The sequence below is a fragment of the Rhizobium sp. PEPV16 genome, from assembly GCF_008919455.1.
GTDB classification, from domain to species: Bacteria; Pseudomonadota; Alphaproteobacteria; order Rhizobiales; family Rhizobiaceae; genus Rhizobium; species Rhizobium leguminosarum_Q.
In genome coordinates this window covers 374389-395381 of the sequence record NZ_VSZV01000356.1, presented here as the reverse complement: position 1 = coordinate 395381, position 20993 = coordinate 374389, and the positions used below count along the sequence as shown (strand labels likewise).

Annotated in this window: 17 protein-coding genes; 6 read left to right on the top strand and 11 right to left on the bottom strand. The window is 61.6% G+C overall.

Features of this window, described 5'->3' with window-relative positions; all coding sequences use genetic code 11:
* Positions 1-4: 4 nt before the first annotated feature.
* From FY112_RS36320 to FY112_RS36295, 6 genes are all read right to left on the bottom strand, one after another.
* On the bottom strand, positions 5-2221 hold the full coding sequence (locus FY112_RS36320) for a primosomal protein N' (RefSeq protein ID WP_151520484.1): 2217 nt from the start codon (positions 2219-2221) through the stop codon (positions 5-7).
* Positions 2222-2327: 106 nt separating this feature from the next.
* Positions 2328-3218, bottom strand: a complete 891-nt coding sequence (locus FY112_RS36315) for an ABC transporter ATP-binding protein (RefSeq protein ID WP_151520483.1) — start codon at positions 3216-3218, stop codon at positions 2328-2330.
* On the bottom strand, positions 3215-4249 hold the full coding sequence (locus FY112_RS36310) for an ABC transporter ATP-binding protein (RefSeq protein WP_151520482.1): 1035 nt from the start codon (positions 4247-4249) through the stop codon (positions 3215-3217). The genes FY112_RS36315 and FY112_RS36310 overlap by 4 nt, the downstream gene beginning before the upstream one ends.
* Positions 4250-4253: 4 nt before the next feature.
* On the bottom strand, positions 4254-5111 hold the full coding sequence (locus FY112_RS36305) for an ABC transporter permease (RefSeq protein ID WP_017962367.1): 858 nt from the start codon (positions 5109-5111) through the stop codon (positions 4254-4256).
* A gap of 6 nt (positions 5112-5117) precedes the next feature.
* On the bottom strand, positions 5118-6122 hold the full coding sequence (locus FY112_RS36300) for an ABC transporter permease (RefSeq protein WP_029870994.1): 1005 nt from the start codon (positions 6120-6122) through the stop codon (positions 5118-5120).
* Between the two features lie 67 nt (positions 6123-6189).
* A complete protein-coding gene (locus tag FY112_RS36295; protein WP_131719994.1) occupies positions 6190-8091 on the bottom strand; it encodes an ABC transporter substrate-binding protein in 1902 nt (633 codons plus the stop codon).
* A gap of 351 nt (positions 8092-8442) precedes the next feature.
* Between FY112_RS36295 and FY112_RS36290 the strand changes: the two genes are divergently transcribed.
* The gene (locus tag FY112_RS36290; RefSeq protein ID WP_151520481.1) at positions 8443-10071 is read left to right on the top strand and encodes a beta-xylosidase; all 1629 of its coding nucleotides are present in this window, start codon (positions 8443-8445) and stop codon (positions 10069-10071) included.
* Positions 10072-10130: 59 nt separating this feature from the next.
* On the opposite strand, the gene FY112_RS36285 is transcribed toward FY112_RS36290, so the two are convergent.
* A complete protein-coding gene (locus tag FY112_RS36285) occupies positions 10131-10802 on the bottom strand; it encodes a GntR family transcriptional regulator (protein ID WP_131619961.1) in 672 nt (223 codons plus the stop codon).
* A gap of 31 nt (positions 10803-10833) precedes the next feature.
* Positions 10834-11859, bottom strand: a complete 1026-nt coding sequence (locus FY112_RS36280) for a Gfo/Idh/MocA family oxidoreductase (protein ID WP_151520480.1) — start codon at positions 11857-11859, stop codon at positions 10834-10836.
* A gap of 240 nt (positions 11860-12099) precedes the next feature.
* Between FY112_RS36280 and FY112_RS36275 the strand changes: the two genes are divergently transcribed.
* From FY112_RS36275 to FY112_RS36265, 3 genes are read left to right on the top strand one after another with little or no spacing between them, the layout of a single operon-like run.
* Positions 12100-13812, top strand: coding sequence for an IlvD/Edd family dehydratase (locus FY112_RS36275; RefSeq protein WP_151520479.1), 1713 nt, complete (start codon positions 12100-12102; stop codon positions 13810-13812).
* Complete coding sequence (locus FY112_RS36270) at positions 13809-14681, top strand: amidohydrolase family protein (RefSeq protein WP_151520478.1); 873 nt, start codon at positions 13809-13811, stop codon at positions 14679-14681. Before FY112_RS36275 ends, FY112_RS36270 begins: the two co-directional genes overlap by 4 nt.
* 14 nt (positions 14682-14695) lie before the next feature.
* Positions 14696-15628, top strand: a complete 933-nt coding sequence (locus FY112_RS36265; protein WP_131619965.1) for a dihydrodipicolinate synthase family protein — start codon at positions 14696-14698, stop codon at positions 15626-15628.
* On the opposite strand, the gene FY112_RS36260 is transcribed toward FY112_RS36265, so the two are convergent.
* Together FY112_RS36260 and FY112_RS36255 are read right to left on the bottom strand one after the other, a co-directional pair.
* Positions 15609-16106 (bottom strand): GNAT family N-acetyltransferase, encoded by a 498-nt coding sequence (locus FY112_RS36260; protein ID WP_151520477.1) that lies wholly within the window; start codon positions 16104-16106, stop codon positions 15609-15611. The two genes, FY112_RS36265 and FY112_RS36260, sit on opposite strands and share 20 nt — an antisense overlap.
* A gap of 14 nt (positions 16107-16120) precedes the next feature.
* Positions 16121-17071 (bottom strand): GNAT family N-acetyltransferase, encoded by a 951-nt coding sequence (locus FY112_RS36255; RefSeq protein ID WP_131619967.1) that lies wholly within the window; start codon positions 17069-17071, stop codon positions 16121-16123.
* Positions 17072-17210: 139 nt separating this feature from the next.
* On the opposite strand from FY112_RS36255, the gene FY112_RS36250 reads away from it, so the two are divergent.
* A complete protein-coding gene (locus FY112_RS36250) occupies positions 17211-18146 on the top strand; it encodes a tyrosine recombinase XerC (RefSeq protein ID WP_131619968.1) in 936 nt (311 codons plus the stop codon).
* 181 nt (positions 18147-18327) lie between these two features.
* On the top strand, positions 18328-19404 hold the full coding sequence (locus FY112_RS36245) for a TraB/GumN family protein (protein ID WP_151520476.1): 1077 nt from the start codon (positions 18328-18330) through the stop codon (positions 19402-19404).
* 131 nt (positions 19405-19535) lie between these two features.
* Here FY112_RS36245 and lpdA read toward each other — a convergent pair whose 3' ends face one another.
* Positions 19536-20942, bottom strand: coding sequence for a dihydrolipoyl dehydrogenase (gene lpdA / locus FY112_RS36240; protein ID WP_151520475.1), 1407 nt, complete (start codon positions 20940-20942; stop codon positions 19536-19538).
* Positions 20943-20993: the final 51 nt, after the last annotated feature.

Genomic DNA, 20993 nt, shown 5'->3' with positions numbered 1-20993 from the left:
TGATTTAGAGAAAACTCTGCGGATCGATATCCAGCTGCACCTGCACCGATCCGCGCTCTTTGGGCGATTGCGACAGCATCGCCCGCAGAAATCCCTGCATGTCAGAGTTCCGCCGGCCGTGCACCAGAAGGCGGAAGCGGTGGCGGCCGCGCACCAGCGCGAGCGGCGCTTCGGCCGGACCGAGTACCGAGATGCCCGACACCTGCGGTGCGGCACTGCGCATGCCGCGCGCATGGTTTTCGGCGTCGTGGCGGGTTTCAGCCGAAACGATGATCGAGGCGAGCCTGCCGAAGGGCGGCAACAGGGCGCGTTCGCGTTCGGTGATCTCGCGCTCGTAGAAAGCGTCGGAATCGCCGGAGACAATTGCCTGCATGACAGGATGCTGCGGCTGATAGGTCTGCAGCAACCCATGGCTCTTGAGGCCGGTGCGCCCGGCCCGCCCGGTTACCTGCGACAAGAGCTGGAAGGTGCGCTCGGCCGCGCGCGGGTCGCCATTGGCAAGGCCGAGGTCGGCATCGACGATGCCGACCAGCGTCATCAGCGGAAAGTTGTGGCCCTTGGCGACAAGCTGGGTGCCGATGACGATATCGGCTTCGCCCTTGGCGATCGCTTCCAGCTCCAGCCGCAGCCGCTTCACCCCGCCCATGATATCCGAGGAGAGAACGATCGTCCGCGCCTCCGGAAAATGCCGTTCGACCTCCTCGGCGATGCGCTCGACGCCTGGCCCGCAGGCGACGAGATGGTCGAGCGTGCCGCATTCCGGGCATGCCTCCGGCGTGCGCTCGGCATGGCCGCATTGATGGCATTGCAGCTGCTTGCGGAAGCGATGCTCCACCAGCCAGCTCGAACATTGCGGGCATTGGAACCGGTGGCCGCAGACCCGGCAGAGCGTCAGTGGCGCATAACCGCGCCGGTTGAGAAAGAGCAGCGCCTGTTCGCGCTTTTCCACCGTCTTGCCGATCGCCCGGATCAGTACCGGCGACAGGAAGCCGCCCCGCTCCGGCGCGTGCCTGCGCATATCGACCAGATGCAGGTCCGGCATCGCCGCATCGCCGAAACGCGTCGGCAGGTGCACGGTGCTGTAGCGGCCGCTCTGGCCGTTGACCTGGCTTTCGACCGACGGCGTCGCCGACACCAGGATGACGGGGAAATCGCCGATGCGGCCGCGCACGACGGCCATGTCGCGAGCATTGTAGAAGACGCGATCCTCCTGCTTGTAGGCGGGATCGTGTTCCTCGTCGACGATGATCAGGCCGAGATCCTCGAAGGGCAGGAAGAGCGCCGAGCGGGCCCCGGCCACCACCCGCACTTCGCCGGTCACGGCCTGGCGCCAGACCTTTTCGCGCATACGCGGCGCAAGATCGGAATGCCATTCAGCAGGCTTTGCCCCGAAGCGGTCCTGAAAGCGCTCCATGAAACTGGCCGTCAGCGCGATCTCCGGCAGCAGGATCAGCACCTGCTTGCCGCGTTTCAGCGTCTCGGCAATCGCCTCGAAGTAGACCTCGGTCTTGCCGGAGCCGGTTACCCCGTCGATCAGCGACACCGAAAATTCGCCCTTGCGGACATCGGAAACGATCTCTTCGGCCGCCTGCTTCTGCGGCCCTTCGAGACGTGCTGCCGCAAAATCCGGATCCGGCATCGCAACCACCGGCGGCGACGGCAGGAATATCGCCTCAAAAATGCCGAGCGTGATCAGCCCATCGACGACACTCGTCGAGACACCCGCCGCATGCGCAAGGCCGCTGCGTGTCCAGGAAAAGCCGTCGGAGGCCGTATCGAGCACCCGGGCGCGCGCCGGCGTCATCCGCTCCGGTTCGCCGCCGACGAGCTTCAACCCTTCCACCATCGGTTCCGGTTCGAAGGCGTTCGGTGCCCGCAGCGCCATGCGCGCGACGAGGCCGGGCGGCGAGAGCGTATAGGTCGCCACCCAATCGATGAAATCCCGCATCTCCCTGGCAAGCGGCGGGCAGTCGAAGACATGGCTGATCGGCCGAAGCTTCTTCGGATCGATACCGTCCTCGCCGCCGTCCCAGACGACGCCGATCACCTGCCGCGGACCGAGCGGCACCTGCACGACCGAGCCGGGCTCGACCGCCATGCCATCCGGCACCGAATAGGAATAGGGTTTTGGCGCCGGCATCGGCACCAGCACTGGAACCGTTCGGTTCGCGGGCGGTGCCTCGAAAAGCGCGCCAAAGAGATCGGACGAATCTGTGCTCATCGCGCGAGACCATGCCCGCAAAACGATAGAATTGGAACCGCAAAGACGGAGCGACGCGTTCCGGGTCGTCGCGACGATTTAAACAGTGAAGCTCAGAAATAGCGCTTCACCTGGCAAGGCGGTCGCCACTGCCGGAAGTGGCTTCATTTGTTTCGGCATTGCGCTGCCGCAGGCGCAGGATCGCCGACGCCTCGCGCGGATTGGGCGGCAGGACAGCGTTCTTCAACGCGATCGAATAGGCGTGTTTCGGATGTTCCAGCACGTCCCTGGCATCGCCGCTCTCCACCACCACCCCCTTGCGCATGATCACCACGCGGTCGGAAATGTAATAGGCCGTCGCAAGATCGTGGGTGATGTAGACGATCGAGACGTTGAGAGCATCACGCAGATCGCGGAAGAGATTGACGATCGACATGCGCAGCGATGCGTCGACCATCGAGACCGGCTCGTCCGCCACGATCAGCTTCGGCTCGGGTATCAGCGCACGGGCGACGGCGATGCGCTGCAATTGGCCGCCTGAAAGCTCATGCGAGAAACGACCTTTTATCTCCGCCATCGACAGGCCGACGCGTTGGAGGGCAATGTCGGCAAGCGCCTCTTTCTCGGCGCGGCTCTTTGCTCCCTTGAAGCGATGGGCGGTGGCCAGCAGATACTCATCGATCCGCGTCAGCGGATTGAAAGCTTCGAACGGATTTTGGAAGACCGGCTGGACCTTGGCCATGAAAGCCTCGCGATCTCTGCGGGAACGCACCGCCTTCACATCCGTACCGTCGAAATGAATGCTGCCCCGATCGGCCTTTTCGCTGCCGAGGATCATCTTCGCCAGCGTCGATTTTCCGGAGCCGGATTCGCCGACGATCGTGAATATCTCGGGCTTGTCGGCGCTGAGCGCAAAGCTGACATCGTCGACCGCCTTCATCTTTTCGCGCGAGAAGAAACCGCCGATCGGAAAGAGCTTGGTCACATGGTCGAGTTCGAGAAGGAAATGGCTGCTCATTGGATCTGATACCCCCCGGCACGGAAGCACGCGACCCGCCCTCCGGTGGCGCTCGGCAGCATGGCCGGCACTTCACGTGCGCATTTGTCGATCGCGATCGGACAGCGCGGATGGAAACGGCATCCCGAAGGCGGATCCGAAAGTGCCGGCGGCTTGCCCCTGAGGCTTTTCCGCGTCGAGACGTCGCCAATGCGCGGCAGGCTGCCGATCAGGTGGACGGTATAGGGATGCTGGGGATTGTCGAAGATCGCCTGCGTCGGCCCCTCCTCCGCCAGCCGTCCCGCATACATGATGGCCAGCCGGTCGGTGATGGCGGCATGCACCGACATGTCGTGGGTGACGAAGATGACCGAGGATTGCATGCGGGCCTGCACTTCCTTGATCAGCGCCAGAACGTCCTGCTGCACGAGCACGTCGAGCGCCGTCGTCGGCTCGTCGGCGATGATGAATTCCGGCTCGCAGACAGTGGCGAGAGCAATCGTCAGACGCTGGCGCATGCCGCCCGAAAGCTGGTGCGGGAAGGCTTCGAGCACATGCGGATCGAGATGCAGCCTGGCAAGATGCGCCTCGACGCGCGCCCGGAAGGCGGCGGGATCGAGGTTCATATGGCGGGAGGCGAAATCGGTGAAGGCGTGTTTGACCCTTCTGACCGGGTTCAGCACGTTCATCGAGCCCTGCATGATGTAGGAGAGGTGACGCCAGCGTGCCGCCTTCATCTTCGCCGGTTCGCCATAGACATCGATCGGACCGTCGGCAAAATTGAATTTCACCGTTCCGCCGACGACGCGCATCGGCGGACGGATGGCGCCGGCAAGCGTCTTGATCAGCGATGTCTTGCCGCTCGAGGATTCGCCGGCAATGCCGTAGATCTCGTTCCTGCGGATGGTTAGGCTGATATCGTCGACTGCACGGATCTCCCGCCGCACGCCGAAATAGTCGTTGACGTAATAGCATTTCAGCCCGTCGATCGTCAGTGCGTCCATGGCGTTTTCGGCAAGGGTCAAAGGCTGCGTCCTCATCAGGTTCTGCATTTCCTCAAGCTCCCATGCGGGCGAGCCGCGAGCGCGGATCGATATATTCGTTCACCGACATGGCGAGCATGAACAGGCCGAGGAACAGAATGACGACGAAGAGCATCGGAAAGGCGACCCACCACCATATCCCCGATACCATCGCGGAATGCGCATTGGCCCAGTAGATCATGCCGCCGATGGTCGGCCGGTTGATGTCGGAAAATCCGAGCACCGAGAGCGTTACCTCGAGACCGATCGCCCAGATCATGTTGTTCATCGTCGTGAAGAAGACGATCGGCATGACATAGGGCAGGTGTTCGCGGATGAGGATCTGCGGTGTGCGCATGCCCGAGAAGACCGCGTGCCGGGTGAATTCCCGCTGACGGAGAGACAGGGCGACGGAACGGATCAGACGGCTGTCATGCGTCCATCCGAGCAGCGCTGCGGTGATCGCCAGCATGAACCAGGTCATCTGGTCGCGGAGCACGAAGACCAGAAGCAGCAGGATCGGAATGTTCGGCAGTGCGCCGAGCGTATCGTTGACCGCCATGATGATCTGGTCGGTCCGGCCGCCGATATAGCCGGAGATCAGCCCGACGGCGATGGCGATGATGCGGCTGACGAAGGCGACGATGATGCCGAAGAACAGCGTATTGCGCATCGAGGCGGCGATCTGCCAGAAAACCTCCTGGCCACGCGAGGTGGTGCCGAGCCAGAATTCTGCCGAAGGCGGCATGTCGGGCGCAACCACATAGATGGCATTCTCGTCATAGGGCGAGAAGAACGACGCCGCGATCAGCGCCAGAATGATAGAGATCAGGATGGTTCCGAGCAGGAACTCCTTGTTGTAGCGCAGCAGGTCTCTGAGGACTTTGAACATCACGAATTACCCCAGTTTCACGCGTGGATCGATCAGCGGATAGATGATGTCGATCACGAAGACCGCGGCGGCAACCGCGATGATGGCGATGGTGGTGACACCGAGCACGAGGCTGTAATCGCCGGAATAGATGCCGGAGATCAAAAGCTTGCCGATCCCTGGATAATTGAAGACGAACTCGACGATGACGGCGCCGCCGAAGACATTGCCGAGACTGAGTGCCAGGCCGGTGACCTGCGGCAGCATGGCGTTGCGCGCCACATATTGCGAAAAGATGCTGCGCGAGCGCACGCCGCCAAGTTCGGCATAGACGACGTGGTCGTCAGTGACGATGTTGGAAACCAGCGAGCGCATCGAGATGAACCAGCCGCCGATGCCGACAAGCACGAGGGTCAGGGCCGGCAGGATGCCGTGTTCGATCACCGAGCTGATGAAGGCCCAGTTGAAGGCCGGCGCGAGATTGACCTGCGCGCCGTCGCTGATCGGCAGGATCGGCCAAATGAAACCAAAGAGGATCACCAGGCTGAGACCGATGATGTAGGTCGGGATCGGCTGCAGCGCCATGATGACGATGCCGGCAACCTTCAGCAGCTTGCTGCTGCGGAAATAGCCGGCAAGCGCGCCGAGAAAATTGCCGATGATCCAGGAAATGATCGTTGCGAGCGTCAGAAGCCCGACCGTCCAGGGCAGTGCCCGGCCGATGACGGTCATCACGGGGGTCGGGAAAGAGGAGAGAGACGGGCCGAAATCGCCGGTCAGGACACGGCCCCAGAAGGTGAAATACTGGTCGAGCAGCGGTCCGCCGGTTCCGTAGAGCTCACGCAGAGATTCGCGAAGGATTTCGACGGCCTGCGGATCGGTGGAGCCGAAGCTCGTCAATAGCGATACGGTCTGCTCGATCGGATCGACGGGCGAAAAATGCGCGATCAGGAAGGCCAGCGTGATGCCGGTGAAGACCACGAAGAGAAATTGCAGAAAGCGTTTTGCCGCATAGATCAGAAAGCCGTTCATGACATCGACCCTTCAATAGCAGAACGGAAACAGCCGGCGGCCGGCTGTTTCCTTTGTTGTGCCTCGATCAAGGCTTCGGCGCATCCGGATTGGCCTTCAGCCCGACCACCATGTAGCGAATGTTCGACCAGTTCGGACCCGAGGCCGAATAGGGATTGTCGGCGCTCGGATAGTTGGTCCAGTAGGTCGTATCGAGCGGTGCGAACTTGTTGTAGGCCATCAGCGGGATCATCGGCATTTCCTCGACGGCAAGCTTCAGGAAGTCCTGGCCGAGCTTGGCGACATCGGGCGAATCGAAGGCGATCGATCGATTGCGCTCGATGAGCTGGTCGAGGCGCGGATCCTGCCAACGCTGCAGATTGCGCGGCGGCTGGATCTGCCCGACCGGCTTGATGAACTCCGAATGATAGCTGTCGAGGAAGAAGGAGAGGTCGGGATGACCGCCCCAGGTCTCGATGCTCCAGTAGATCGCCGTCTCGAAATCGCCGGTGCTGAGGCGCTGGCCATTGGTCGGGCCGGCGACATCGACCTTGGTCGCGATCCCGGCTTGCGACCATTGCTGGGCAATCACCGTGCCGGCGCGGGCAAGCGTCGGGATGGCATCGCCTTCCACCTGCAGGCGGATCGAAAAGGGCGTGCCGTCAGGCTTCACCCACTGGCGGCCGCTCTTCTTGAAGCCGGCCTTCTGCAGCAGCTCGGTCGCAGCCTCAACGTCCTTTTTCCACCAGCCGAAGCCGAAGGTGCGCTGCAGCTTGGCAGGATCGGTCGGGATCTGATCGGCCCATTGGCCGCGCACCATATTGGCGATCTGCGCCGAGATGTTCGGATCGTAGGGCTTGATCTTGCGGGATCCGGTGTCGAGCTCGAAATTCGTCAACCAGTCCTGCATCGGTGCATAATAATCGTCCGGGGCAGAACCCGTCGGCGGCGTGGCAAGGGCGGCGATATTGGCCGCGCCGCGGTAGGAACCGAGCGCCACTTCACGGATATCGATCAGCAGAGCGAGAGCCCAGCGCACGTCCTTGTTGTCGAAGGGCGCCTTCTTCGTATTGAAGAGAACGGAAGGCAGCGTCGGGTCCGGATGCGCGAAAGGAAAGCCCTTCAGCCAGGAGGCTGTGGTCTTGCTGTCACGCATGATCGAGAACATGCCCTCGGGCGCCATGTCGTTGATGACGTCGAGATTGTGGTTGCGTTGTTCGATGACGCGGGCCTCCGGATTGCCGGCCGCACGATAGACGACGTATTTGACCTCGGGCGGTTGTGCCGCAGCCAGGCCGATCGACGTGCGCTGCCAGTCGTCGCGCAGCTTCCAGATCGTCCAGTTGCCGCCCTTGTCATAGCTTTGCAGCTGGTAGGGCCCGAGTGAAACCGGCGGATTATTGTTGAAGGACAGCGGATCTGCGGTTTTCTCGAAGACGTGCTTCGGCATGATCCAGGCGGCATTCCAGCGCACCGTGAAAAGCGTATGGAAGCGCGAGTTCGGCTTCTTCAGATGGAAGACGACCGTCTGCGGATCCGGATTTTCGATGCTCGCGACATTGACGGTGAACGGTGCGCTCCATGCCATGCCGGGATGATCGATCTGCGTCTGCACGGTATAGACCACGTCGTCACTGGTGAATTCGACGCCGTCGCTCCAGAAGATGCCCTTGCGCAATTTCACCGTCATCTCGGTGAAATCGGCGTTGTAGCTCGGCGGTTCGCTGGCCAGCGCATTCTGCCAGGCATCCTTGCCGCCCTCTGGATTGATGAACCACAGCGTATCGGTGGTCAGCTGCTGCAGGCCGTTGAGGTTTGCCGCCGCCCCGCCGCCCGGAGCCCAGAGGTTGAACCAGTCGGCATTCTGCTGCGGCGTACCCTGGATGATCAGCGTTTCATTGCGCGGTATGCCGGCAATGAAATCCTGCGCAAATGCCGGAAGGGCCACGAGCGACAATAAGGCAATGGCTGCATATTTACGGAACTTCATCGGATGTTCCTCCTCCTCAACTCGCCGCGGCGAGCACTTCCCGTAATCAATTGACGATGGCGTCCAGCGAACCCCTGCCTGCACGTGCCGCAGGGACACATGCACTCCTCGGCGGCGGGCGAACTCACGCCACAGTTATCGACAATTTTTTGAGAAACGGCAACTGATAATTTTGAAGACTATAAAAAATAGCGCATTTTCAGGCGTTTTTGACGCATGGCAGCGACGTGCGTTTTTATATTATTGACAAAGAGAGCATTTGGCTTAGCTTTTGCGGCGAGCGCGGCGCCCTCCCAAGAGGCCGCACTTCATCACCAGATAGGTCGGCTGCTTTCGGGAGGAGGCTTTGGCATGACCGTTCAAGAGGACACCAGGATGAGCAGCCCCTATGACGTGACAATCTCCGTTCACGCCAACCGGCCGACCGGCAAATACGAACCCTTATGGAACTGGTTCGGATACGACGAACCGAACTACACTTATTCCCCGCATGGCAGGAAATTGCTCAAGGAGCTTACAGAGCTTAGCCCGGAGCCGCCGCGCATCCGCGCGCACAATCTTCTGACCAGCGGCGACGGCCTGCCCGCGCTCAAATGGGGTTCGACCAATGCCTATACCGAAGATGCGAACGGCAATCCGGTCTATGATTGGACGATCATCGACAAGATTTTCGACACCTATGTCGAAGCCGGCAACATTCCGCTGATTCAGATCGGCTTCACGCCCGAAGCGCTCTCCGATTTCGACGGTCCCTATCGTCACCGATGGGAACCGGCCGACAAATACGCAACGATCACCAGCGGCTGGACGGCCCCGCCGAAGGACCTGAAGAAATGGGGCGACCTGATCGAAGCATGGGCGCGCCATCTGGCCGAAAGATATGGCGAGGACGTCGTTTCAAGCTGGCCATGGGAAGTGTGGAACGAGCCCGACGGCCACTACTGGACCGGCACCATCCCGCAATTTTGCGAAATGTATGACGTCAGCGCCAAGGCCTTGAAGCGCGCGCTTCCGAACGCCCGCGTCGGCGGTCCGCATACCTGCGGCGCCTTTGCCAACGAAAAGGCCCAGACCTTCCTGCGCGCCTTCCTCAAGCACGTCGTCGACAACAAGTCGCCGATCGATTTCCTCGCCTTCCACGCCAAGGGCAATCCTGTGATCTACGAGGGTCACGTGCGGATGGGCCTGCACAAGCAGCTCCGCGACATCGAGACGAACCTCGCCATCATCAATGAGTTTCCGGAACTTCGGCACCTGCCCGTGGTGATCGGCGAATCCGATCCGGAAGGCTGTGCCGCCTGCTCCGCACGCGTCCATCCCCAGAACGGCTATCGCAACGGCCCGCTCTACGGCGTCTATGTCGTCGAGAGCATGATCCGCACTTATGAGCTTGCAAGCCGCGCCAACATCCACATCGAAGGCGCGGTCACCTGGGCCTTCCTCTTCGACGACCAGCCCTATTTCGACGGCTTCCGCGATCTTGCCACCAACGGCGTCGACAAGGCTGTTCTCAACGGCTTCCGCATGCTCGGCAAACTCGGCGGCGAATGGCTGGAATCGGAAAGCGATTATCGCCGTGATATCGAAGATATCATGAGCCATGGCGTTCGCGGCAAGCCCGATGTCAATGTCGTGGCGACCCGCGACGACAAGGGTGTTTCCATTCTCGTCTGGCACTACCACGACGATGATGAAGCCGGGCCGTCCGCCGACATCACGGTCAATCTCGACGGCTGGGGCGACAAGTCCGCCTCGCTCAGGCATTTCAGGATGGACGAGGAGCATTCCAACGCCTTCGGCGTCTGGAAAGCGATGGGCAAGCCGCAGAATCCGGCCGGCGAAGACTATGCCAGGCTGGAAGCCTCGGGAAAGCTCGCCGAGATCGACGGTCAGGCGTCGGTCAAGGTCGACGACGGCAAGATCGCCCTCAAAGTCTCCCTACCGCGTCAAGGCGCGTCTCTCCTGCGCCTCGATTGGTGAGCCGGTAGGCGAAGGGAGCGCAATCGAATGATTGCGCTCCCTTTCAAAGGCCAGCCCGGTCAATTGTCGCTGACATAGGCAAGATAGCGTTTCTTGCTCGGCTGCAGATGATCGACACAGAGCTGGGCGAGAACCCAATTATCCCCACCGCGCAACATCTCGATCATCAGCCGGTGGTGTTCATGCGAGATGCGCAACGATTCCTTGCTCGACATCGAATTGGCGCGCACCGGCAGGCTGAGCCGCATGTAGAGCTCGATCGATTGCACGAGATGGGCATTGCCGCAGGCGCCGAAGAGCGTCAGGTGGAATTTGTCATTGGCCTCGTGCACACCCCTGAGATAGCCGGATTCGATGTGGCGGCCATGCTCCTCGTGCAGCGCCAGAAGCTCCTCGATCAATGTCTCTGGCGCCGGCAGCCTTATCCACAGTGCTGCCTGCCGTTGCAGCAATTCCCGAACGTCGTAGATTTCCTGAACCTGGCGAGCAGTCAGCGAACGCACGGTCGCCCCCTTGTTGCGCTCCCGAACGACGATGCCCATCGTCTCGAGCTGCACGATCGCCTGCCGGGCGAAATGGCGCGTGACGTGAAAGCGGGCAAGAAGCGCGTCTTCGGTCAGACGGGCTCCGGGCGCAAGCCGCCCGAAAATGATGTCCTCCTCCAGCGCGCGGGCAATGCTTAGATCATCGTGCTCGGCGCCGTCTTCGCGGCTTTCGTTGAGCGTCTGCAAATGTCATCTCCTCTGATGGCGGCGGGCCATGTTACAGTGGATTGCGTTCCGGGTCGAACCGGCTCAGGCGATAGATATCCTCGACAAGAGCAAGCGTTTTGATGTTATCGTCCGGCGATGTCTCCATCGCCACCCTTCCATCGAGGCTGTCGAGGAAATGCGCAATGGTCGCGTCATAGGCGCCTTGGTAGGTCTCGTCAGGATCGAAGCTGTCCCGGCGCTGCTGCGCACCCTCGGCCGAAAGGAGATTGCCGTTAAGTTCGACCGTGCCACGCGCCCCGAAGATGCGCAGGTGATCGCGCGGCGCTGGCGGCGCGCCATGGACGGCGAGATTGGCGTTGATGGTGACGAGAACGCCATCGCTCGTCCGGCGCAGAACGACGCTTGCGACATCCTCAGCAACGATATCGCGATTGCTCCTCTCGAGCCGGGCACTGACCACTTCCATCTCGCCCAGAAGATATCTCAGCGTATCGAGATGATGGATCATAACCTCCATGACCAGCAATCGCTGCTGCGTCCGGAAGAACGGCTGGCGCACCAGCGCCGGTCTCTTTCCCTCCGCATCCGCGATCATGCCGCTGGACAGGAATTCGAACTGCACCTGGCGGATCTCGCCGGCAAGCCCCTCGTCGAGCCACGCCTTCAGCCGTCGATAATAAGCGCGGAACCGCCAGTTCTCGTGGATCATCAGCCTGCCCCTGCCGGAAAGGCTTGCCAACAGATCGACCGCCTCGCCGTAGGAGGGTGCGAGCGGCTTCTGGCAGATGATGTCGAGGCCCTCTGCCGCCGCCAGCCGGACCAGTTCGACATGGAATCCCCGCGGCGCGCAGATATCAACGGCATCGAGTTGCTCGGCATCCAGCATCGCCTGCGCGCTCGCATAGCTGCGCGCGATATCGAAGGCGGCAAGCCGGGCTTCGACGGCGCTCGGCGACGGGTCGGCAATCGCCACGACCTCGGCTCTTTCCGATTGCCGCATCCATGCAGGCAGATGGTAGGCACTGACCCAGCCGGCCCCGATCATGCCGATACGCCGTCGTCCCGTTCCCATTATGGCGCTTCCTCTTCATACAATCTCGTTTTATCAATAATCTATCCCGCTTCTTCGCAAAAGCCAATCGCATGGCTGCGGAACGAAAGCGCGAATGTCGCAGATTTCCGTTGTATTTTATGGTGATCGCCGAGGAAATAAAAAAATGCGACACGGGTATGCCATCTTATTTATTGACAATCTGCCGTATCCCTCTACCCTGACGCCACGGCCATGGATCAATTTGGCGAGGGAGGAACAGGTTTGTCGAACGGTCTTCGCCGCAAGCTGACGAGTTATGGCGATCAGGGATTCTCCCTTTTCCTGCGCAAAGCATTCATCAAGGCCATGGGTTATTCGGACGATGCGCTCGACCGTCCGATCGTCGGCATCGCCAATACCTACAGTGATTTCAATCCCTGTCACGGCAATGTGCCGCAACTGATCGAGGCAACCAAACGCGGCGTGATGCTGGCGGGTGCGATGCCCATGGTGTTTCCGACGATCTCGATCCACGAGAGCTTTGCCTCGCCGACTTCGATGTACCTGCGCAATCTGATGGCGATGGAAACGGAAGAGATGATCCGCGCCCAGCCGATGGATGCCGTCGTCCTGATCGGCGGCTGCGACAAGACCCTGCCGGCCCAGATCATGGCGGCCGCCAGCAGCGAGATACCGGCGATCTTCCTGCCGACCGGCCCGATGGCAGTCGGCCACCACAAGGGCGAACGGCTTGGTGCCTGTACGGATTGCCGCCGTTTCTGGGGACGCTTCCGCGCCGGAGAGATCGACGAGGCCGAAATCGCCGAGGTCAACAACAAGCTGGCCAGCTCGATCGGCACCTGCACCGTGATGGGCACAGCGAGCACCATGGCGAACCTGACCGAGGTCATGGGGCTCTGCCTTCCCCGCGCCGGTTCGGCGCCCGCCGTCGAATCCGAACGGGTCCGCCTTGCCGAGGAGACGGGCCGTGTCGCCGCGCGTCTCGCCATGGATGAGGCTGCCCCGACGGTGCGCGATATCCTGACGCCGCAGGCAATCCGCAACGGTCTCGTCGCGCTGCAGGCGATGGGTGGCTCGACCAACGCCGTCGTCCATCTTGCCGCAATCACCGGCCGCCTCGGCCTGCGTCTCGACATGGCCGAACTCGACCGGCTGGGCCGAAGCATTCCCCTGCTCGTCGACCTGCAGCCCTCCGGCCAGCATTATATGGAGCAGTTCCACGAGGCGGGCGGCGTCCCGGCTCTGTTGAAGGCGGTGCGCCATGAAATCGACGGCAGCGCGCCGACGGTCTATGGCAAAACGATCGGCGAAATCATCGACGATGTCGTCGACGAACCGGGCCAGACCATCATCCGCACCGTCGAGAAACCGTTGAAGCCGATCGGAACGATCGCCGTCCTGTTCGGCAATCTTGCGCCGCGCGGCGCCGTCATCAAACAATCGGCTGCCTCCAAGGACCTGCTCCAGCATATCGGCCGCGTCGTGGTCTTCGATTCCGTCGAGGATATGACGCTGCGCATCGACAGCGACGATCTCGACGTCCATGCCGATGACGTTCTGGTTCTGCGCAATGCCGGACCAAAGGGTGCACCCGGCATGCCGGAAGCCGGCTATCTACCCATCCCCCGCAAGCTGGCGCGGCAGGGCGTGAAGGACATGGTACGGATTTCCGATGCCCGCATGAGCGGCACGGCCTTCGGCACGATCATCCTCCATATCGCGCCTGAAGCCGCAGATGGCGGCCCGCTGGCGATCGTCCGCACCGGTGATCGCATTCGCCTCGACGTCGAGGGCCGGCGCATCGACCTCGATATCGATCAGGCGGAATTCGATCGTCGCATGCTTGATGTCGTCAATCGGCCCTCCCCGGCCCCGGCGCGCGGCTATGCGAAGCTCTATCAAGAGCGCGTACTTCAGGCCGACGAAGGCGCCGACTTCGACTTCCTGCGAAGCGAGGAGCTCGACGCGCGATGAGCGCCGCTAATATGGAGGCACCGCTTTGCCTGCCCCGCCGGCCGCTGACGCGGCTGCCGCGGGCGGCACTGCCGCAAGGCACGGTCGATACGCATTTCCACGTCTTTCGCGCCGGCGCCCCGCTCAACACCCCACGCAGCTACACGCCTGACATCGCGACGATTGCCGACTGGATCGAATTCTCCGGCAGCCTTGGCATCGCCAGGGGCGTAATGGTGCAGCCAAGCGTCTATGGCCTCGACAACAGGGTGCTGCTCGAGGCGCTGGCCGCCTATCCAGATCGTCTGCGCGGCATCGTCGTCATCGATCCCGAAACCGCAGAAACCGAGATAGAGCGGCTCGACCGGCTCGGCGTGCGCGGCGTGCGGATCAATACGCGCAACAAGGGCGGCCTCCCACTCGCCGCCGCCAGGACACTGGCGGAAAGCATTGCCCCTCTCGGCTGGTCGCTGCAGTTGCAGATCAATCCCGAACAACTTCCCGATATTGCGGCAACGCTGTCCGGCATCCGCCTGCCCATCGTCATCGACCATCTCGGCTTCATTCCGCTTGCCAGAGAGACGAGATCATTGCATGTCGATGCGCTGAAAAGACTGATGGACAGAGCCGAGGCCTACGTCAAAGTCACCGCGCCCTATCGTCTGACGAAGGATGTGAATTACGACGGTTTTGCCGAGGTCGCCTGCGCTCTTGCCGCCAGCCATGCGGAAAGGCTGCTCTGGGGCAGCGATTGGCCGCACACCGAATTGTGGGACGGCATGCCCGATGACACTGAGCTGGTAGAGACCATGCAGACCGCCATCGACGACCCCGCGGTTGCTGAAAAGATTTTTGTTCGAAATGCCGAAGCGCTGTTCTTCGGCCGCTGAATTGGAGAGCACCAATGGCCAGACTGACTGAAGATGCCAAGGGCGTCTATGTGATCGCCGTAACCCCCTTCACCGATGACGGCGCGCTCGATCTCGCCAGCATCGACAGCATGGTCGATTTCTACGAAGGTGCCGGTGTCACCGGCCTGACGGTGCTTGGGCAGCTCGGTGAGGCTCCGAAGCTGACCGCCGAGGAATCGCGGACAGTCGTCGAACGGGTGCTGAAGCGCCTCGACGGGCGCCTTCCCGTCGTCGTCGGCGTGTCGGCGCCAGGCCTTGCGCCGATGAGCGAACTCGCCGAAGCCGTCATGGACCAAGGCGCTGCCGGTGTCATGGTTGCGCCGCCCTGGACCGTCAAGACCGACGATCAGGCTTTCGCCTTCTACCAGTCGGTCGGCGAGGCCCTTGGCAATACGCCCTTCGTGCTGCAGGATTACCCGCTCACCACCAATGTGACGATCGCGCCCAAGATCATCGAGCGCATCGTCAACGAGGTGCCGAATTGCGTCATGCTCAAGCACGAGGATTGGCCGGGTCTTTCGAAAATCTCAGCACTTCGCGCCGCCAGCGACAAGGGCACCATGCGGCGCATCTCCATCCTCTGCGGCAATGGCGGGCTTTTCCTGCCCGAAGAGATGGGCCGCGGCGCTGATGGCGCCATGACCGGCTTTTGTTATCCCGAGATGATGGTTGGTGTCGTCGAGGCATATACAGCCGGAAATCCCGATCGCGCCCATGCGATCTTCGATGCCTATCTCCCGCTCGCCCGCTACGAACAGCAGCAGGGCATCGGCCTTGCCTCGCGCAAATATGTGCTTGCTAAGCGCGGCGTGATCAAGTCCGCCACCCTGCGCAAGCCGGGCGCCAAGCTCTCGGCGCTCGATATTGCCGATGTCGAGCGCTTGCTGGCGCGACAGGCCATCCGCCTCAAGGAGATCGGGGCGTAACGCACCGGCGCAAATCCGAAGCCGCTGGATCATCGCTATGGTGCTGCAGCGCGAACAGATGGGTATGTCCATCTCGTCCGTCAGGCTGAAACCCGAGCGACTCCCAGAACCTCGCCGCACCATCGTTTCCCGCATGAACGGTGACGACGATGCAGAAGGAACGCGCATGGTCGAGCAGAGCCAGGGCAAGCACCCGGCCGATGCCGCGCCCGCGCATTGCGGGATGAATATAGAAACGTCGCATCCGCAGCGCCCCTGACATGGCCGTTTCGACGGTCATGCCGCCGATGCCGACGAGCGCGTCATCGACATAGGCGCCAAGCAGCCTTTCGCCGTCACGCTGGAACCTGTTGTCGCCGATCGACCATTCATCGATAAGGCGGGCGACATGGCGATGGCCCTCCCGCCGGGCCTCGCTTTCGAGATCTGCGATCTCCTGCGGCAATCGATCGCGGAGCCTGCGGATATCGATCGTCATGGCAATGCCGGTGGTTAGATTGCAGGAACCGGAATCTCGCGGCGCGTCGCCGCAACCGGCAGGCCGACCGGCATGAAACTCGCGTCACCATCGACTGCCATGTCATGCAACGTATGTTTCTCCAGCGCTTTCGTCACCTCGTTGAGGTCGCCGTCCAGCTGCTCGGCCGGAATGAGATTGCCGATGACGAAATCGAAGCGGTCGCCGCGTTTGTTCAGCAGTTCGTGGAACACGGTCATGTCGCGAAGCTCCGTCGACCATTTCGCCAGCCAGTAGAACAGGCCGGAATTGCGTGCGGTCATATGGACGGGAAGGATCGGCAGATTGTATTTGCGCGCCAGCCCGACGGCCGAGGTCTTCCACGGACGTTCATTCAGCCGGCCGTTCGCCCAATAGGCGATGCGGCCTGAGGGAAAGAGCACTGTCGCCTTGCCTTCTTTCACCGCATGGTTGGTCAGCTGCAGCGTCTCACGCGCTTTCAGTTTGCTCTTGTGCTCCTCCCGCCATTCGACGGGGATGATCATCTCGGCAAACCGCGGATTGACGCGGATGGCATCGCGATTGGCAAAGAACATCATGTCCGGCCGTCGCGTTTTCAAAAGATCGAACACGGCAACGCCGTCGGCGATGCCGGTCGGATGGTTGCTGACGAGGATGAAGCCGCCGGTATCGGGAATGCGTTCGCCATTGGTGATGCCGATGTCGAGTTTCAGCACGTCGCTCAGATATTCGAACGACTGGAAGCCCGGCATTTTGGCGACTGCATTGGCAAATTCGAGCGCCTTGTTGTAGCGCAGCAGCGTATAGAGGAACGGCCGCATGACCGGCCAGAGCGGATTTTTCACGATCCTCTGGCCGCGTTCGGCAATCAGCGTATCGACGATATGACCGGGCTTTCCCTGTGAAACGAGAGCGATCGCTTCCGCGAGCTGTCCGAAAGCCGTCATGGAATCGCGCCGTGCCATGAAAGATCCTGTCTATGGGGTATAAGCTATCGCAGTAGAATATGATCGAAGGATGACAATGGCTTGGCCGGCATTAGCAATTCCATAACTGTTCCTGCTCCAAATTGGCGGACTTGAAGGCAAAATCAAGGCGCGCAACGTGAACGAACTGCTTGTTATCGCCGATCAGCGCCTGATGGCGGAACGGGCCGCGTGGCTCGAAAACCTCGCCAGTGAGCGCCGTCTTTCCGAGCACACGCTCGACGCTTACGAGCGCGATACCCGCCAGTTTCTGACCTTTCTGACCGGCCATCTCGCCGGCCCGGTGACGCTTGGCGATATCAGGGAGTTGCGCTCCGCTGATTTCCGCGCCTTCCTGGCGGCCCGGCGCAAGCAGGGCTCCGGCGCCCGATCGCTCGGCCGCAATCTCGCCGGTCTTCGCTCCCTGCTGCGCCATCTCGAAAAGAAGGGCCTGGTCAACGCCGCCGGCGCTGCCGCGGTGCGCTCGCCGAAACAGCCGAAATCACTGCCCAAGCCGCTGTCGGATACCCAGGCGATCACCGTCGTCAGCGACGACGCCCAGCTCCATGACGAGCCCTGGATTGCTGCGCGCGACGCGGCTGTCATGACGCTGCTCTACGGCTGCGGCCTTCGCATCTCCGAAGCGCTGGACCTTACTCCCGCCGACTTGCAGAAGGGCGCGACGACTCTCCGCATCACCGGCAAGGGCAACAAGACGCGGCTGGTGCCGCTGCTCTCTGTGGTCTTTGATGCCGTCGAGAAATACCGCGCGCTCTGCCCATACCATCTCGAAGGCGGCGAACCACTGTTTCGCGGCGCCCGCGGCGGCAAGCTGCAGGCAGCGATCATCCAGCGCACCATGCAGAAGATGCGCAGCGCCTTCGGTCTGCCGGAGACGGCGACACCGCATGCATTGCGCCACTCCTTCGCCACCCATCTGCTTGCCGGCGGCGGTGATCTGCGGACCATTCAGGAACTGCTCGGCCATGCCAGCCTTTCCACAACACAGGTCTATACCGGCGTCGATGCATCGCGGCTGCTCGAGGTGTATGATCGGGCTCATCCGCGCGCCTAGCGCATCGGCCCGGAAATCGGAATCGATTTTTGGAAAGCACGATGCGTTGATTTAAAGTGCCTCGCCATGAATCCGATTTGATGTGATGCGCTTTAAGTTTCGTTAACGCATTCTCTTAAAGGAATATGCGCAAGCCGGGCGTAGAGCATGAAGCCTATAGCATGTGATCGGAACACCCATCATGACGACATCAATCGGCCGCCGGACGTCTCACCTCCCAGTGCCGGCCAATCTGTTGCTCTGGCTGATCGCAGCCTTTCACATGCTGCTTCTTGCCGCCCTGTTTGCCGCCTTCCTGACGGCAAGGCCGGCAGCAGCCGGAGACGTCGCCTGCACCGGCCGGAATCTGATGGTCGAGCTGCAGCAGAACGACCCTACCCGCTACGCGGAGGCGCTGAAGGAAGCCGACGCCACGCCGAACGGCAAAGGCATCTTCTGGAAGATCGAGAAGCCGGGACTCGCACCCTCGTGGCTGCTCGGCAGCATGCATGTCACCGATCCGCGCGTGCTTGCCCTGCCGCCGCGCGCCCAGGCAGCCCATGACGCCGCCGACACGATCATCATCGAATCCGACGAGATCCTCGATGAGCGGAAGGCGACCGCCGCCCTGCTCGCAAAGCCGGAGCTGACGATGTTCACCGACGGCACGACGATCGACAAGCTGCTTTCCCCCGAGGATTACAAGCGTCTCGAAACCGGCCTCAAGCAGCGCGGTATCCCGATCAGCGCCGTTTCCCGGATGCGGCCCTGGATGATTTCCAGCGCCGTCGCCCTGCCGGCCTGCGAAATCGCCCGCAAGGCAAAAGGCGCGCAGTTCCTCGACCAGAAGATCGCCACCGATGCCATTGCCGAAGGCAAGCAGGTCAAGGGGCTGGAAACTCTTGCCGAACAGATCCAGGCCATGGCCGATCTGCCGGTCGAATTCCATCTGAAATCCCTGATCCAGACGCTGGAACTTGGCGACAAGATGAGCGACGTCGTCGAGACCATGACGGATCTCTACCTCTCCGGCGACATCGGCATGACCATGCCGATGCTGAAAACCGTGACACCGGAGGAAGAAGGTGAAAACAGCGATTATGCCGCCTTCGAGCAGCGCGTCATCCTTGACCGCAACAAGGTGATGGCCGAGCGCGCAGCGCCCATCCTCGACAGCGGCAACGTCTTCATGGCCGTCGGCGCCCTGCATCTGCCCGGCAAGGACGGTGTCATCGAACTGCTGCGCCAGCAGGGCTTCACCGTGACCGCGGTGAACTGAGGCCGCCGGCGGTCAGCTGGTCGTCATTCGACCAGGCACGCTGCTTTCCAACAGCATTGATACGCGCACCCAATAAAACAGCCGCCCGCCTTACGGCAAGCGGCTGTATGCGTTGTTATGAATATGTGAGATCACATATGGATCGGCTTGAAGAAGGTTGCGAGCGCAGCCTCTTTCACCGCTTCCGACATCGTCGGATGCGCGTGGCAGGTACGGCCGAGATCTTCCGACGAACCAGCGAATTCCATCAGCACGGCGATCTCGTGGATCATCTCGCCGGCGCCGAAGCCGACGATATGGCCGCCGAGCACCCGGTCGGTTTCCTTGTCGGCAAGGATCTTGACGAAGCCGTCGGTCGCCAGCATCGCACGCGCCCGGCCGTTCGCCGTGAACGGGAACTTGCCGACCTTGTAAGCGACGCCTGCCGCCTTCAGCTCTTCCTCGGTCTTGCCGACGGAAGCGATTTCCGGCTGGGTGTAGACGACGCTCGGAATGACCTCGTAGTTCACATGGCCATGCTGCCCGGCGAGGATTTCGGCAAGCGCCACGCCCTCGTCTTCCGCCTTGTGCGCCAGCATCGGACCCTTGACCACATCGCCGATCGCATAGATGCCGTCGACATTGGTCTTGTAGTGGCCATCGATCTCGACACGGCCACGATTGTCGAGCGTAACACCGGCCTCTTCGAGGCCAAGACCTGCCGTATAGGGCTTGCGGCCGGTGGCAATCAGGACGACCTCGGCGTCGAGCGTCACCTTGTCGCCGCCCTTAACGGGCTCGAAAGTGACCTTGGCGCCCTTGTCGCCCTTTTCGACGCCGGTGACCTTGGCGCTGAGATTGAAATCGATGCCCTGCTTGGCAAGCATACGCTGGAATTGCTTGGAGACCTCGCCATCCATGCCGCCAAGGATGGTGTCGAGATATTCGACGACGGTGACTTTGGCGCCGAGGCGCGACCAGACGGAACCGAGCTCGAGGCCGATGACGCCGCCGCCGACGACGATCAGCGTTTCCGGCACCTTCTCCAGCGCGATGCCGCCGGTGGACGAGATGATGGTCTTTTCGTCGATTTCAACCTGCACACCGGGAATGCCGGCGACGTCGGAGCCGGTGGCGATGACGATGTTCTTGCCTTCGATCTCCTGCACCTTGCCGTCATCGGCGGTGACGGAGACCTTGCCGGCCGAGACGATCTTGCCGGTACCCTGGAAGGCATCGATCTTGTTCTTCTTGAAGAGGAAGGCGACGCCGTCGACATTCGACTTCACCGTCGCATCCTTGTGGGCCATCATATTGCCGAGATTGAGCGTCGGCGCCGAGACGTCGATGCCGAGCGCGCTCATCCCGTGGCCGGCCTGATGGAACATTTCGGAGGCATGCAGCAGCGCCTTCGACGGAATGCAGCCGACGTTCAGGCAGGTGCCGCCATAGGTCGCCCGCTTTTCGACGACGGCGACCTTGAGGCCAAGCTGGGCCGCCTTGACGGCGCAGACATAGCCGCCCGGGCCGGTTCCGATAATGATCACATCGTAGGACATTGCTTCTTTCCCTTTGGATTTTTGTTTAGTCGGCCGCGCGCGATATCAGGC